Below are 13,370 nucleotides of genomic sequence, written 5' to 3'. Positions count from 1 at the left end.
CCCTTCCAGCTTCCTTGCTACGTGCTATAATCATCGGTGACGCAAAAAATAGAGGTGGGTTTTAAAATGGCAAGAAAAATTATCCTGTTGCTGTTCGTGGTGTTTTTCATGGCGCTTATCCTGTTCACGGGCATGATGTTCATGACAAATGAGACGGAAGTTTATTCTAAAGAAGATATCACGCTGCTGGCTGAAAAACCGGCGTTCTTCACCCTCTCTGATCCAACGGTTACGGAAGAAGGCGCGGATGTTGTGAACAAGCGCGGCTTGTCCTTGTTCGGCATTCCACTTGGAAGCTATACATTGACTGAGCGGACATTGGACAATGGCGTATCCATTATTTTCGAACATGTTGAAAATACGAGCTGGATGCCGTTCGTTTTATCGCTCCAGACTGAAGGCATCGACCACGCCGCTGTGAAGACGTGGAATCCGGCACCGGTTTCCGGGGAAGCGGATCCGGCCTTTGGCAGCGATCCGACTTCCAACCCATACGGAACTGTGCCTGCGGGCGAGGGTGAAATCCTTCAAGGCAATGTCTATGTCTCGCGCGGCCTGACACTGGGCAATGGCGAAGAGGTCAAAGAGCTGCGCCACGAAGTTTCCGAGTTCACTGCAGAAGAAGGGCGCATCGAGAAAAGTTTCTGGGTCTCGCCGAAATACCAGGCAGACACTTGGCTGATGCTGTCGCCTGAACCGTTCTTTGCCGCTGAATCTGAAGAGGACGCCTGGGTCAATCATGCACTGGAGAATCGCCAGGAACAATTGAACTGGCTGACGCCGGCTGGGCCGCTCGTTAAAATTCCATTGACAGACGACCTGCGGACAGAACTCGCATACGACGTCGTTGATGAACGCACCAATGATTCCGTCTCTGAAAAATGGAACGAATCAGCGCCTTCGATCTTTTTTGAAACAATGATCCTGAACGCCGAAGTCAATCAAACCCGGTAAAACTTGCCCATCATTATTTGATGGGCTTTTTTGTAACTTCTTTCTCCCCTATCCGTCTTATCGGTAATTGGGAGGGATTGGCATGGGAAAAGTTTGGCTACTGGCAATATTCATCTGGGCCACCAGCATCGCAGCTGCATTTGCTGCCATGGATCCACAGGAAGTCGAAGAAATCAAACAGGCAGCGCCCCTTCATCTTCGGGGGGAAGTGAATGAGGATGCTTTCATAAAAGAAATCGATTTTCCGGGCCAGGAGCGCGTCATGTCAATAAAAGTTGCCGAAGTGCTGAAAGGGCCCGAACTGGCACAACCAGGCGAAACGATCGATGTCTTCTACACCTATATCCCCCACTGGCTCGAAGTGGAAGGCGGTGCGAAAATGGATATCGCTGTTTCGGACAAGATTGAAATCTGGCTTGTCCCAGAAGGCGGCAGCTGGAAACCGGCTGCTTCCGGCGACACTGTCACGCACTTGTTCAGAAGTGAAGAACGTCCGGAGCATATGGCTCAGCCGTTCACGGATGCTGCATCGGGCTTTTTCGATGGAATCCCGCTTCTGGTATATGTCATACTTTCCCTCTCCGCCATTTTCGGCCTTGTGTCATTTTTATCCGCCAAATTGACCGCCCATTACCGTTGAACGGCGGAGTCCCTTCGCTTTCAAAAAGAACGAATATTCAGTATAATAAAAAGAGATAGACAGAGCCATTCTTATTCGGCAGCTGCCCATTCTGTAAAAGGAGGTTGTTTCGCCATGGTACGCAAACAAGTGGACCCAGTGGAAATTGACCGGCAGTTCGATGAGGATTACTCAGCAGCGTTGAATATGATTGGTGAAGGTGCACCTGATTATGCAGCTGCCCAGGATGACTCTGTCCCAGAAGAAATGAAGCGTGAAGAAAGAAAAGCCCAGGATCTTCATTAAGCTTCATCATTCTTTTTGCGGACCAACCTTTTCATTTAAAAACCCCTTAAGAGCTCCAGGCTCTTAAGGGATTTTTTTTATTCCATCATTTCGGCGACAATTTCATAAGAATGCAGCCGGTCTTCCTGATGAAAAATCTGAGAGTTGACGATGACTTCATCGGCCCGGGTTTTATTGATGAACGTCTGAAGTTTGTCGCGTACAACATCCGGGGTTCCGACAATCATCGATTCAGTATCCAATTTCTCCCGGAAAATAGCGATTTCCCGATCCGTCCAGACATCTTCCAGCTTGTCGATCGGCGGCTGGAATGTTGTCGGCATGCCGCGCATCAGCGCAAACATCTGCTGCTGGCTGGAAGTGGCGAGCCATTCCGCACGCTCTTGCGTATCGGCAGCGATGACGTTCACGCCTACCATGGCGTACGGAGCGTCCAATGCGGCAGAAGGCTTGAAATTCTGGTGGTATAATTGCAGCGCCTGCATGGTGAAGTCTGGCGCAAAGTGACTGGCAAAAGAGAACGGCAATCCTTTCAACGCCGCAAGCTGGGCACTGAACCCGCTTGAGCCAAGAAGCCAAATCGGCACATTCAGCCCAGTTCCAGGATATGCCTGCACACGCCCTTTCGGATGATTGGAAAAGAAGTTCTCCAGTTCTTCCACCAATTGCGGAAATTCATCACCGCTGCTATGCAGTGTACGGCGGAGCGCATATGCCGTTGCCTGGTCGCTTCCCGGCGCACGGCCGAGCCCCAGGTCGATCCGTCCGGGATAAAGCGCTTCGAGCGTCCCGAACTGTTCGGCAATGACAAGCGGCGCATGGTTCGGCAGCATCACTCCGCCTGAGCCGACACGGATCCGCTCCGTTGAACCGGCGATATGACCGATCAATACAGACGTTGCGGAACTGCCGATGCCGGGCATATTATGGTGTTCCGCAAGCCAAAACCGGTTGAATCCTAATTTCTCTACGTGCTGCGCCAGTTCAGCGCTGTTCTTGAACGCCTGCCCCGGGCAGCTTCCTTCATTGATCGGGGCCAAGTCCAGCACCGAAAGTGGTACCTTATTAAATGTTTTCGGTTCCAAATAAATCACTCCTCATATTTACCATTGTAGTGATTTCTTCCACACCCTTCACTTTTCCGGCTCACGGCATAGAAAAACCGGCTCTTTTCAGAGCCGGCTGAATTGTAGACAAAGTTTAATTATGATGAATAGATATGTATAGGCCCGACCGGGCTGGCCACTTCGCTTTCCGTGGGCTCGGCTTCAGTCTCCTCGTCACTCCGTTCCTGCGGGGCCTTCAGCTCGAGCTGGTCCCACAGGAGTCTCCGTGGCCAGCCCGGACGGGAGCGTCACCTGTATTTAAAAAAGTATTGAGATGCTTATCCAGCTTTGTATGACTGGCCTTAAGCCGCTGGCTTGGGATCCGTAACGGAAGGCGGCGAGCAAGTTGGTCGAAGGCAGTTCGGCCGACTTGTTTGCGACGAAGCAGCGGAGCGATGCAGGAGCACCGGTTTTATCTGCGGGATAGCGAAGTGCCGAAATCCACTCGGACGCCAGTCAATGCTTGACCGAAGCTCGCGAGGGCAAGCATTTGCGACGAGCTTGCGCAGGAGCACAGGTTCTTAGTTAGTTCGGCGCGAGCCCGCGGAAAGCGTCCGCCTGAAGTGGAGGATCCGAGATAGCTTCGCCTAAATGACTCTTCTTTCTTGAAGAGGAATAAGTATTCTTTTGTATACAAGCTGAACCGGCTCTTTTCAGAGCCGGCTTCCGCTTTTTTCATTGAGCACTTCGAGGAGTGTCGAGGCGAAGCGCATGACAGTAGTGGATTCCAGGCCATGCAGCCGTTTCGCATGCGCCGGTTTAATGCCGGTCACAATGCACTCGACGCCCATGACCTTCAGCGATTGCATCAAGCCGTTCCAGAGCTTAAGCCCTTCTTCTTCGATCTGGTCCACCGCGGTAAAGTCGATGATGGCCGTTTCGACATGCGAGTCGTGGATGTTTTTCAGGACATTGTCGCCGACCGCTTCCACTTTCACTGCCGTCAAGTCGCCAAAGAGCGGGATGAGCATCTGGTCGAGGTCCAGGCGGATGCTCGGGGCGGAAAGCATGCGGACCCGCTGGAGCAACTGCATGGAAAGTTCCTTTTCCTGAAACAGATCATAATCGGTTTCGCGCAGCCGCTCCTGCAGGCGCCTCAATTGCTGCGATATGCGCTCGATATTATCTTCTTTAGGGACAACAACAACCGCCCAGCTTGCATCGCTTTGCCATTTGCCGTAAAGATCAGCCAATAGCAGGCCGCCGCTTGCCGAAACTGCATTCATTTCAAAACGCACTGAACCGTTTTCCGGCTTCAGCAATTTCTCGACCTTCTTCAAGCTTCCTTCATCGATCAGGTCCTTGAACAAAGCCGCCGGCCCGAAAAGCTTTTCGGCTTCCTGCGAGGAAACCAACACCTTCAATTCCTTTGTTAATTTGAAAGCCGGGAGCGGCAAGCCTTCAAACTGATATTCCGTATCCATCTTGCGGTTCCTCTCCCATCGTCAGCCATCGCTCTAATTGTTCAAGATCTTCCAGGACGATCGCACCTTCATTGCGGAGTGCCTCCGGATTCGCTTTTGAAACTGCCCGACCTCCCAAAAAGACAATCGGTTTCGGGTCCAGGTCCAGAAATTCATTGATATAGGTCTTGATCACCGGCAACCGGTAGACAAGCGCCGCTGATAGGGCTATAGCGTCGGGCTTCCAGCGTTTGGCAGCGTCCAAAGCATGGTCGAGCGGCAAATTCGGGCCCAGGTACTTCACGGACCAGCCGTTCTCGCGGAATCGGCTCGATACCATTTTCAAACCAATATAATGGTCTTCGCCTTCCGGCCCCAGGACCATCACTTTCCGCTCAGTGCCATCCCCCTGCTGTTTCCGGTTTTCGACGGCGGATACGACAAAATCACAAACGGCAGTTGCCAAATGTTCATCGGCTACCCCGATTTCATTGTTTTCCCATAATTCTCCGACATGGTACATTGCCGGTGTCAGCAATCGCGCAAACAGTTCGTGCTGCGTATGTTCCTCCAGAAATCTGCGGACTTGCACGAGGGCTTCCGCATCATTTCCTGCCAAGAACAATTCCGCCAATTGTTTCGGTTGAATCATTCTTCAACCTCCTTCAAGTCTTCTTTCCGACAACATTTTATTCGCTTGCTTCAGGCATGAAAGCATGAATTCCCCTTCGGCCTTTTCTGCCTTTCCGGGCAGTATATCCATCAGACGTTCAAAATTATCGATGATCAATCCGGTCTCGACATTGCGGCTGTTCAGCACGCCTTCAAGCCAAGCGCTGTAATCGAGAAAGATTTTAGGGTCTTGCAGGTCATACGCCGTCTCCAAATGGTCAAGGTGATGCCGGTTGTCTTCCTCCGTACGATGGAATCCGCGTTCCCCGAACCGGTCCCATAATGAGGGATAAGCTTCATAGATGCTATTTGCCGTCGCCGAAGCAATGCGGTCTTTGGTTTCTGTGTTCATTCAGCCACCACCTCGTATTGGCGCACTTTCGGCACGATGCCTGCAAGCTGCTGATCCGGATAATGCTTTTCAAGTTCATGGATCTCCTTAAACTCATTGCTCTTGACCCACTTCATATAGGCTTCTTTTGAATGCCATTCCAGGTGCACCGTCAGCTCATTTGGCTTTTTGGTATTCTGGATCAACCGGAACGAATGGAAGCCTTCCGCTTTGTCGACCCGCCGCGAGCGGTTTTTATAAATGGCGATCAAATCGTCCGTTTTTTCTTCCGGCACCGTTACAGTGGAAGTTACAATATACATCAAAAAGCCCCTTTTCGCTAAATTCTAGTGTCTATTATAACCTTTCGATTTTCGAATTAAAAGTGTTGTCCTTTGCACCGGATGATTTCAATATCATACGAACACAGAATGAGCGCTTTTCCTTTTTGGCGCCGCAGCTCTTATCTGGAAAATCCGCCGGCAAAGACACCGGTTTATTCTATACCCGCTTGCTCCTATACGGAATCCTCCTGCATTCGGCGAACGCCTTTATTGAGTGAATTTTAATAAAAATTCGGTTTTCCTCTTGTCTTTTCCATCCAATTGCATTAAAGTAATCTGTATTATATAAATTCAACTGCATATTTTATTTCTTATCTAGAGAGACGGAGGGATTTGGCCCTGTGAAGTCTCAGCAACCAGCCTGCAAATGGCCACGGTGCTAATTCCAATAGGCGCATGCCTAGAAGATGAGAAGAACGTGTTCCTCGGCAGGGGCTTTCTTCTTTTTCTGAAGAAAGCCCCTGTTTTTTATTTTGAAAGGATGAGCGAAATGGCAAAGAGAAGTTTAGAAACCCGATTGGTACAATTAGGCACCCGCAGCGATGAAAAAACCGGCGCAGTCAGCGCTCCGATTTACTTATCAACGGCATACGAGCATGAAGGCCTCGGAAAATCCACCGGCTATGACTATACCCGCACGAAAAACCCGACGCGTACGGTTCTCGAAGAAGGCATTGCGGCGCTGGAAGGCGCAGATGCCGGGTTTGCCTGCAGTTCCGGCATGGCTGCCATCCAATTGGTGCTGTCCCAGTTCCGCCCGGGCGACGAACTCGTGGTGCCTGAAGATATTTATGGCGGCACTTACCGCCTGTTGAACCATTATTCCGATGTCTTCGGCATCCATACCCACTATTCAGATTTCAGCGATGTTGAAAAGACCGAAGCATTGATCAATGAAAACACCCGTGCGTTCTTCATCGAAACGCCGACCAATCCCTTGATGCAGGAAATCGACTTGGAACACTATGCTGCTTTGGCCAAAAAACACAACTTGCTTTTAATTGCCGACAACACTTTCTTGACGCCTTATCTCCAACAGCCGATTTCACTCGGCGCCGACATTGTCGTGCATAGCGCCACCAAATATATCGGCGGCCATAACGATGTACTCGCCGGACTGGTGGCCGCGAAAGGCGATGCCCTATGTGAGCGCTTGGCTATCCTGCACAATTCGGCCGGCGCAGTGCTGTCGCCGTTTGATTCTTGGCTATTGATTCGCGGGTTGAAGACATTGCCGCTCCGCATGAAACAACACGAAAAGAACGCCAAAGAAATGGCGGAATTCCTACAATCCCATCCGGCCGTATCGGACGTCCTGTACCCCGGGAAAGGCGGCATGCTTTCGTTCCGGCTGAACCAAGCGGAATGGGTCGCCCCGTTCCTCGAAAGCCTGGAATTGATCACATTCGCCGAAAGCCTGGGCGGCGTTGAGAGTTTCATCACCTACCCGGCTACCCAGACCCACGCTGAAATTCCTTATGAAGAGCGGACAAGCCGCGGCATCTGCGACCGGCTGCTGCGGTTCTCAGTGGGCATTGAAGAAGCGGAAGATCTGGCGGCAGACCTCGCCGAAGCATTGAAAATATTCGACAAGGAGGGCGTACGCCTATGAAGACAAACCGGTTGGAAACCCAATTGATCCACGCTGCTGGCACTGATGAGAAGACAGGCGCGGTGAATGTCCCGATCTACTTATCGTCGACATACCACCAAGCGGATTTCGAAGAATTCGGTCCGTTCGATTATAGCCGCTCCGGCAATCCGACACGGCAAAAACTTGAAGAAACCATTGCCAAACTGGAAAACGGCACACGCGGTTTTGCTTTCGCTTCCGGCATGGCCGCTATCTCTTCGGCTTTCATGCTGCTGTCTGCCGGGGACCACGTCCTCGTTTCAGAAGACGTGTACGGCGGAACTTTCCGCTTTGTTACCGAAGTGCTGCCGCGGTTCGGAATCAGCTATTCGTTTGTCGACATGACCGACTTGAGTGAAATGGCCGCTGCTTTCCAGGAAAACAGCAAAGTGGTCTATATCGAAACCCCTTCGAATCCGGTGATGAAAATCACCGATATCGAAATTGCGGCTAAACTGGCCAAAGCGAATGATTGCCTGACATTCGTCGACAACACGTTCATGACGCCGCTTTATCAGAACCCGCTCGACCTCGGCGCAGACCTTGTGCTCCACAGTGCAACAAAATTCCTGTCCGGACACAGCGATATCATAGCCGGGCTCGCCGTCACCAAAGATCCGGAACTAAGCAGCCGCCTCGGATTTATCCAGAATACGTTCGGTTCGGTGCTGGGCGCACAGGATTCCTATTCATTGATCCAGGGCATCAAAACCTTGGGCTCAAGGCTGAAACAGTCATCGGCTTCCGCCCGCATCATCGCCGATTATCTGCATACCCATCCGGCAATCGAGGAAGTTTATTACCCCGGCTTCCGTTTCCACCCTGGGAATCCGATCCACGAACGCCAGGCAACCGGCGCCGGTGCTGTGCTTTCCTTCCGCCTTGCAGACAAAGCCGCGGCCAAAACCTTTGTAGAGAGCCTGCAGATCCCGATTTTCGCCGTCAGCCTCGGTGCTGTTGAAACGATACTTTCGTATCCTGCGACGATGTCCCACGCTTCCATGCCGAAAGAAGAGCGCGAAAAACGCGGCATCACGGACGGCGTTCTGCGCCTATCTGTCGGGCTTGAACACGCGGACGATCTGCTTGAAGACCTGGAGCAGGCATTGCAGAAAGTACGCCGTACCCACCCTGCCGAATTGGTGAAATAAACCTCCGAAAGCCGGATTCCTATCCTTTGCACCCGGCTTTCATTTTTTTTGGTTTATCGGCGATTTTTATAGTTTATCGGCGATTCTGTGGTTTTATCTGCGATTCTGGGGATTTATCGGCGATTCCCATTTTTACACAAAGAAAGCCGTCCAATGCGCTAACACGGACGGCTTTCTTCTATTATATATTAGCCTCGTCTGCCGGCCGCTCCAATCGGCACGGAAGATTCGGCCGTTTCTGTCGTCACCGCCGGATGGCGCGCCACTTCTGTTTCAATCGCCGCTTTTGCCACCGCAGCCGCAACAGCCGGTGCGACCCGTTGGTCAAACGGTGCCGGAATGACGTAATCGTCATGAAGTTCGCCCACTTCAATCAGGCCCGCAATCGCTTCGACGGCCGCGATTTTCATGGCGTCATTGATCTCGGATGCCCGTACGTCAAGCGCCCCGCGGAAGATTCCCGGAAAAGCCAGTACATTGTTTACCTGGTTGGGGAAATCCGAACGCCCGGTTCCGACAATCCGTGCTCCTGCATTTTTCGCCAGATGCGGCAGGATTTCCGGATTCGGGTTCGCCATGGCAAAGATGATGGCATCCTGGTTCATCGACGCGACCATGTCTTCTGTCAAAGCGCCGGCAGCGGAGACGCCGATAAAAACATCCGCCCCTTTGATCACTTCGTCGAGCCCGCCCGTCTCTTTTGCGTAATTGGTCATTTCGGAAACTTCTTGCTTATAGGGGTTCATTCCATTTGTCCGCCCTTTAAAGATCGCTCCTTTGGTGTCGCACATGATCAAATGGCTGAAGCCGAATTTGCTCAGAAGCTTTACGACCGCAATGCCGGCAGCACCGGCTCCATTGACCACCACTTTGACGTCCTCGACCCCTTTGCCGACGAGCTTCAGCGAATTGATCAGCCCGGCAAGCGTAACAATCGCCGTACCGTGCTGGTCGTCGTGGAACACCGGAATGTCCATTTCCTGCTTCAGCCGCTCTTCCACGATAAAACAAGTGGGAGCCGAAATGTCTTCGAGGTTCACACCGCCGAACCCCGGTTCAAGCAATTTGACCGTCTGGATGATGGTTTCTGCATCTGTGGTGTCGAGACAGACCGGAAAAGCATCCACCCCGGCAAATTCCTTGAACAGTACAGCTTTCCCTTCCATCACCGGGAGCGCCGCTTTCGGTCCGATATTGCCAAGCCCGAGCACCGCAGTCCCATCGGTGACCACAGCCACCGTATTGCCCTTCATCGTATAATCGAACACCTTCTCAGCATCCTGTGCAATCTCCTTGCACGGTTCTGCTACGCCTGGAGAGTAGGCAAGACTTAAATCCCTCTCGTTGCTGACCGCCACTTTCGAACGTACTTCAAGCTTTCCCCGGTTCTCGCGATGCAAATGCAAAGAATCGTTTCTCAGGTTCGTCATTGCCTCATCTCCCTTTGTTCATAATGCTTTATTATAGAGGGTTCTCTGCGGAATTAAAGGCTTTTCGTTCAATTTAATGAATTTTCAGTCTTTAGACCGAGAAGGATACTTGACGTAAGCGCTTACTATCCCAGGACTTGGAATTTTAATAAAAACGCAAAAAAGCATCCACGGAATATGGATGCTTTCATTCATGAAATTTTAGATTGCTGTCCAGCCGCCGTCCACTTTGATCGTTTCGCCAGTTACAAAATTCGCCAGGCCGGAAGCCAAGTACAAGACTGCTCCAGAAATATCTTTCGGCTGTGACAAGCCGTCAAGGAGGATCCGGCTCTCGACGTCTTTTTTGAACGCTTCGTCTTCTAACATTTTCGCGGTCAATTCGGTTTCAATGAATGTCGGAGCTACGGCGTTGACGTTGATGCCTGCTTTCGCCCATTCCACTGCCAAGGCTTTGGTCATCTGGACGAGACCGCCTTTGCTCGAGCAATATGCAGCCCGTTTGATATAGCCCACAAAGGCCATCTGCGACGCAATATTGATGATTCGGCCGCTCCCTTGCTGCAGCATGTATTTCGCAGCTGCCTGGCTGGCAAAGAAAGCGGATTTCAGATTCAAGTCCAGAACGGTGTCCCAGTCCTCTTCGGTGACTTCCATCGCCGGTTTGGCGATGTTCACGCCGGCATTATTGACCAGAACATCCACTGTCCCGAAAGTCTGTGCTGCAGTATCGATCAAACGCCGCACTTCATTGATGTCGCTCAAGTCGCCGCTGACCGCGATGCAATTCGGATTGAAGCTATGCAGCTCAGCCAGTGCCTCGTCCAGCGCTTCTTTGCCGCGTCCGGAGATCGCTACATTGGCACCAAGTTCAGCAAACGTCCGGGCGATATCCCGGCCGATCCCTTTGCTGCCGCCTGTGACGATGACGGTTTTCCCTTTGAGTTCCGTGAAGTATTCGACCATTATTCAGCCTCCTGCCCGGTTTTAAGATCATTTTTCAGAAAATGGATCAAGGTCTGTTCGCGTTCAGCATTGATCTTTTCGGATACAGCCGGCTCCCAGTCGTAGAACCCTTTGCCGCTTTTGTCGCCAAGGTCCCCTTCTTCAACAAGCTTTGTCAATGTCTTGCCGGAGCGCGGGTCATCCGCCAGGTCACTGAACAGGTAATTCGAAATGGCGGAGAACACGTCCAAGCCGCCCATATCCGCTGTCATCAGCGGACCCGTCACCGGCAGGCGCCGGCCGATGCTGTAGGTGACCGCGGCATCAATGTCTTCTTTGGTGGCTGCCCCCGCATCCAATAACGCCTGTGCTTCACGGAACAGTGCATACTGCAGGCGGTTGCCGATAAACCCGGGCAGTTCCTTGTTCAGGAGGATCGGTTTTTTATTCATCGAAGCGACGACTGCCATCGCGCGCTCCACCGTTTCGTTATCCGTCCGTTCGCCTTTGACCACTTCCACAAGCGGGATCAGGTGACCCGGGTTCCAGAAATGCGTCACGACCAGCCGGTTCGGGTGCTCCATATCGGCTGCCAACAGGCTTGGCATAAAGCCCGATGTATTGCTCGCAATGACAGTCTCGGGCCCGACCAGGCTTTCAAGCTTCCGGTACATGTCCTTTTTCAAATCGAGCACTTCCGGAATCACTTCAATGATGAAAGTCGCCCCTTCCACCACTTCTTCCAAGGAAGTCGAAAAGTGGATGCTGTTCTTGATGCGCCGGCCGTCTGCCGCGTCAAACAAGCCGTTGTCCACCATGACCTGAATTTTATTGCTGAGCCCTCTATCCGCATTTTCCAAGTCCTGCTCGTTGATGCCGTATACTTTCACTTGCTGTCCAGACCATGCTGCGGACAAAGCAATAGAATGGCCCATTGTCCCCGATCCTAAAATAGAAATCTTCTCCATGCTGCACCCCTCTTTTGTTTTATTCTGTATAACGAATTATACCCAACAAACTACGGAAGAACATAGCTTGTTGGGTAATGATTGCTTAAAGGCCTAAGCCCAATGAAAATAGAATGACCGCTAGGACGGCGCCGAGCAACGGCACTACGACCGACAATGCGCCGAATGCCGGATATGCATCCCGGTGCGTTTCGCCTGCGATGGAACGGATGGTCGTCACTACATATCCGCCCTGTGGCAAGGAATCAAGCGATCCGGAAGAAATGGATACCGTACGGTGCAAAGCTTCTGCGTTGACGCCCATATCGAGGTAATGCGGCGCCAGGAGCGGCAAGGCGATCGCCTGTCCGCCGGAAGAAGATCCGGTCAAGCCGGCGATGACCGCAACAGCCAAGGCTCCGCCGATCAGCGGGCTTCCCGGAATCCCCGTCATTACGCCAACCGCCGACTCGAAAGCCGGAGTGGCACGTACTACGCCGCCGAAGCCGACAACCGCTGCTGTATTGGCAATGGCGATGACTGCGCCCAATGCGCCTTCACCGAACGCATGGCCGATATTCTGGAAGTACTTCCGGTTGATCAGGTACGTCGCCAAGATTCCGCCGGAAAGCGCAATGATCAATGCCGAAGTTCCTAAGGAATCATGGAAAATAAACGAAATGATCAAGACAACGAGCAGGGGAATCATGCTGAGCAGTGGATTCGGCAATTCTCTGCGCGTTTCCGCAGAAGGGTCCGTCTTCCGGGCCACAAAATGCTCCCCTTTTGAAACTGCTTTTGAAATCATCTTTTTCAGCCACCAATAGCCGAAGACCATCATGAAGACTGCGACGATCGCGCTGACTTCCCATCCTGCATACGGAGAAGTCCCTAAAAATTCGATGGGAATCCAGTTCTGGATTTCCGGCGATCCTGCAGATGTCATGGTGAATGTAGTCGACCCGAACGCCAGGGCAGCCGGGATGAAGCGGCGCGGCAGATCTGCCTGCTTGAACAAGCTGAGCGCCATCGGATAAACCGAGAATGCCACAACGAACAAGCTGACGCCGCCGTAAGTTAGAACCGCACAAGCGATAACGACTGCCAATGCGGCGCGCTTCATGCCGATTTTGCTGACGATCCATTTCGATACGCTGTCAGCTGCACCGCTGTCTTCCATGACTTTTCCGAAAATCGCACCTGTCAGGAACATCAAATACCAGGAAGCGATAAATCCGGTGAAGCCGGTCATGTAATTGGTCAGGAAGTTCGCTGCGCCTTCAGGAGCCAATTGCGGAAAAATGGGCAGCCCGTTAAAGACCGCCACGAGCAAAGCTGTAAGCGGAGCAGCAATCAGAAGGTTCATCCCTCTCATCGTCAAATAAATCAATAATGCCAATCCGCCGAATAACCCGATCATGCCTAACATAAATTATCCCCCAAACGCCTTAAAATAATATGATGTGCTGAACGGCAGCCCCTCTATGAGGAAACCCGCCGGCCAGCCGGAAATGTGTATATGTATCGCT

General features: G+C 51.9%; 14 protein-coding genes and 1 riboswitch. Of the genes, 5 read left to right on the top strand and 9 right to left on the bottom strand.

Annotated features, from left to right (window positions below; all coding sequences use genetic code 11):
* Positions 1 to 66 precede the first annotated feature (66 nt).
* The 3 genes from ACFSDB_RS04475 (at position 67) to ACFSDB_RS04465 (ending at position 1,879) form a co-directional block, all read left to right on the top strand.
* On the top strand, positions 67 to 954 hold the full coding sequence (locus tag ACFSDB_RS04475) for a hypothetical protein (protein ID WP_204890786.1): 888 nt from the start codon (positions 67 to 69) through the stop codon (positions 952 to 954).
* Positions 955 to 1,036: 82 nt separating this feature from the next.
* Complete coding sequence (locus tag ACFSDB_RS04470) at positions 1,037 to 1,594, top strand: hypothetical protein (protein ID WP_204890787.1); 558 nt, start codon at positions 1,037 to 1,039, stop codon at positions 1,592 to 1,594.
* Between the two features lie 114 nt (positions 1,595 to 1,708).
* Positions 1,709 to 1,879: a hypothetical protein gene (locus ACFSDB_RS04465; protein WP_204890788.1), complete on the top strand. Its 171-nt coding sequence runs from the start codon at positions 1,709 to 1,711 to the stop codon at positions 1,877 to 1,879.
* 77 nt (positions 1,880 to 1,956) lie between these two features.
* Here ACFSDB_RS04465 and ACFSDB_RS04460 read toward each other — a convergent pair whose 3' ends face one another.
* The 5 genes from ACFSDB_RS04460 to ACFSDB_RS04440 all read right to left on the bottom strand — a co-directional run bounded on the left by ACFSDB_RS04460 (position 1,957) and on the right by ACFSDB_RS04440 (position 5,714).
* Entirely contained in the window at positions 1,957 to 2,973 is a 1,017-nt protein-coding gene (locus ACFSDB_RS04460) for an LLM class flavin-dependent oxidoreductase (RefSeq protein WP_377339257.1), read from the bottom strand.
* 665 nt (positions 2,974 to 3,638) lie between these two features.
* Positions 3,639 to 4,409 (bottom strand): STAS domain-containing protein, encoded by a 771-nt coding sequence (locus tag ACFSDB_RS04455; RefSeq protein ID WP_204890790.1) that lies wholly within the window; start codon positions 4,407 to 4,409, stop codon positions 3,639 to 3,641.
* The gene (locus ACFSDB_RS04450) at positions 4,387 to 5,040 is read right to left on the bottom strand and encodes a cobalamin B12-binding domain-containing protein (RefSeq protein ID WP_204890791.1); all 654 of its coding nucleotides are present in this window, start codon (positions 5,038 to 5,040) and stop codon (positions 4,387 to 4,389) included. Before ACFSDB_RS04450 ends, ACFSDB_RS04455 begins: the two co-directional genes overlap by 23 nt.
* A gap of 3 nt (positions 5,041 to 5,043) precedes the next feature.
* Complete coding sequence (locus ACFSDB_RS04445; protein WP_204890792.1) at positions 5,044 to 5,412, bottom strand: hypothetical protein; 369 nt, start codon at positions 5,410 to 5,412, stop codon at positions 5,044 to 5,046.
* Positions 5,409 to 5,714, bottom strand: coding sequence for an antibiotic biosynthesis monooxygenase family protein (locus tag ACFSDB_RS04440; protein ID WP_204890793.1), 306 nt, complete (start codon positions 5,712 to 5,714; stop codon positions 5,409 to 5,411). Before ACFSDB_RS04440 ends, ACFSDB_RS04445 begins: the two co-directional genes overlap by 4 nt.
* A 329-nt stretch (positions 5,715 to 6,043) precedes the next feature.
* Positions 6,044 to 6,149, top strand: a riboswitch (SAM riboswitch).
* 76 nt (positions 6,150 to 6,225) lie between these two features.
* On the opposite strand from ACFSDB_RS04440, the gene ACFSDB_RS04435 reads away from it, so the two are divergent.
* Both ACFSDB_RS04435 and metC read left to right on the top strand, forming a co-directional pair.
* Positions 6,226 to 7,347, top strand: a complete 1,122-nt coding sequence (locus ACFSDB_RS04435; protein WP_204890794.1) for a methionine biosynthesis PLP-dependent protein — start codon at positions 6,226 to 6,228, stop codon at positions 7,345 to 7,347.
* Positions 7,344 to 8,519, top strand: coding sequence for a cystathionine beta-lyase (gene metC / locus ACFSDB_RS04430; RefSeq protein ID WP_204890795.1), 1,176 nt, complete (start codon positions 7,344 to 7,346; stop codon positions 8,517 to 8,519). The genes ACFSDB_RS04435 and metC overlap by 4 nt, the downstream gene beginning before the upstream one ends.
* Before the next feature lie 188 nt (positions 8,520 to 8,707).
* On the opposite strand, the gene ystJ is transcribed toward metC, so the two are convergent.
* The 4 genes from ystJ to ACFSDB_RS04410 form a co-directional block, all read right to left on the bottom strand.
* The gene (ystJ, locus tag ACFSDB_RS04425; RefSeq protein WP_204890796.1) at positions 8,708 to 9,949 is read right to left on the bottom strand and encodes an NADP-dependent malic enzyme; all 1,242 of its coding nucleotides are present in this window, start codon (positions 9,947 to 9,949) and stop codon (positions 8,708 to 8,710) included.
* A 201-nt stretch (positions 9,950 to 10,150) separates the two neighbouring features.
* Positions 10,151 to 10,915, bottom strand: coding sequence for an SDR family NAD(P)-dependent oxidoreductase (locus ACFSDB_RS04420; protein ID WP_204890797.1), 765 nt, complete (start codon positions 10,913 to 10,915; stop codon positions 10,151 to 10,153).
* Entirely contained in the window at positions 10,915 to 11,862 is a 948-nt protein-coding gene (locus tag ACFSDB_RS04415; protein WP_204890798.1) for a 3-hydroxyacyl-CoA dehydrogenase family protein, read from the bottom strand. Before ACFSDB_RS04415 ends, ACFSDB_RS04420 begins: the two co-directional genes overlap by 1 nt.
* An 85-nt stretch (positions 11,863 to 11,947) precedes the next feature.
* Positions 11,948 to 13,270, bottom strand: a complete 1,323-nt coding sequence (locus ACFSDB_RS04410) for a GntP family permease (protein WP_204890799.1) — start codon at positions 13,268 to 13,270, stop codon at positions 11,948 to 11,950.
* Positions 13,271 to 13,370 lie beyond the last annotated feature (100 nt).

This window comes from Planococcus chinensis (genome assembly GCF_042681545.1).
In the GTDB taxonomy this organism is placed as follows: domain Bacteria; phylum Bacillota; class Bacilli; order Bacillales_A; family Planococcaceae; genus Planococcus; species Planococcus chinensis.
Note: the sequence above shows the minus strand (reverse complement) of the source record. Positions and strands in the feature narration are given on the sequence as shown.

Excerpts from the sequence above, each read along its gene's own strand:
- ACFSDB_RS04475 (WP_204890786.1), top strand. The coding sequence starts at position 67 with ATGGCAAGAAAAATTATCCTGTTGCTGTTCGTGGTGTTTTTCATGGCG.
- ACFSDB_RS04470 (WP_204890787.1), top strand. The coding sequence starts at position 1,037 with ATGGGAAAAGTTTGGCTACTGGCAATATTCATCTGGGCCACCAGCATC.
- ACFSDB_RS04465 (WP_204890788.1), top strand. The coding sequence starts at position 1,709 with ATGGTACGCAAACAAGTGGACCCAGTGGAAATTGACCGGCAGTTCGAT.
- ACFSDB_RS04455 (WP_204890790.1), bottom strand. The coding sequence starts at position 4,409 with ATGGATACGGAATATCAGTTTGAAGGCTTGCCGCTCCCGGCTTTCAAA.
- ACFSDB_RS04450 (WP_204890791.1), bottom strand. The coding sequence starts at position 5,040 with ATGATTCAACCGAAACAATTGGCGGAATTGTTCTTGGCAGGAAATGAT.
- ACFSDB_RS04445 (WP_204890792.1), bottom strand. The coding sequence starts at position 5,412 with ATGAACACAGAAACCAAAGACCGCATTGCTTCGGCGACGGCAAATAGC.
- ACFSDB_RS04440 (WP_204890793.1), bottom strand. The coding sequence starts at position 5,714 with ATGTATATTGTAACTTCCACTGTAACGGTGCCGGAAGAAAAAACGGAC.
- ACFSDB_RS04435 (WP_204890794.1), top strand. The coding sequence starts at position 6,226 with ATGGCAAAGAGAAGTTTAGAAACCCGATTGGTACAATTAGGCACCCGC.
- metC (WP_204890795.1), top strand. The coding sequence starts at position 7,344 with ATGAAGACAAACCGGTTGGAAACCCAATTGATCCACGCTGCTGGCACT.
- ystJ (WP_204890796.1), bottom strand. The coding sequence starts at position 9,949 with ATGACGAACCTGAGAAACGATTCTTTGCATTTGCATCGCGAGAACCGG.
- ACFSDB_RS04420 (WP_204890797.1), bottom strand. The coding sequence starts at position 10,915 with ATGGTCGAATACTTCACGGAACTCAAAGGGAAAACCGTCATCGTCACA.
- ACFSDB_RS04415 (WP_204890798.1), bottom strand. The coding sequence starts at position 11,862 with ATGGAGAAGATTTCTATTTTAGGATCGGGGACAATGGGCCATTCTATT.
- ACFSDB_RS04410 (WP_204890799.1), bottom strand. The coding sequence starts at position 13,270 with ATGTTAGGCATGATCGGGTTATTCGGCGGATTGGCATTATTGATTTAT.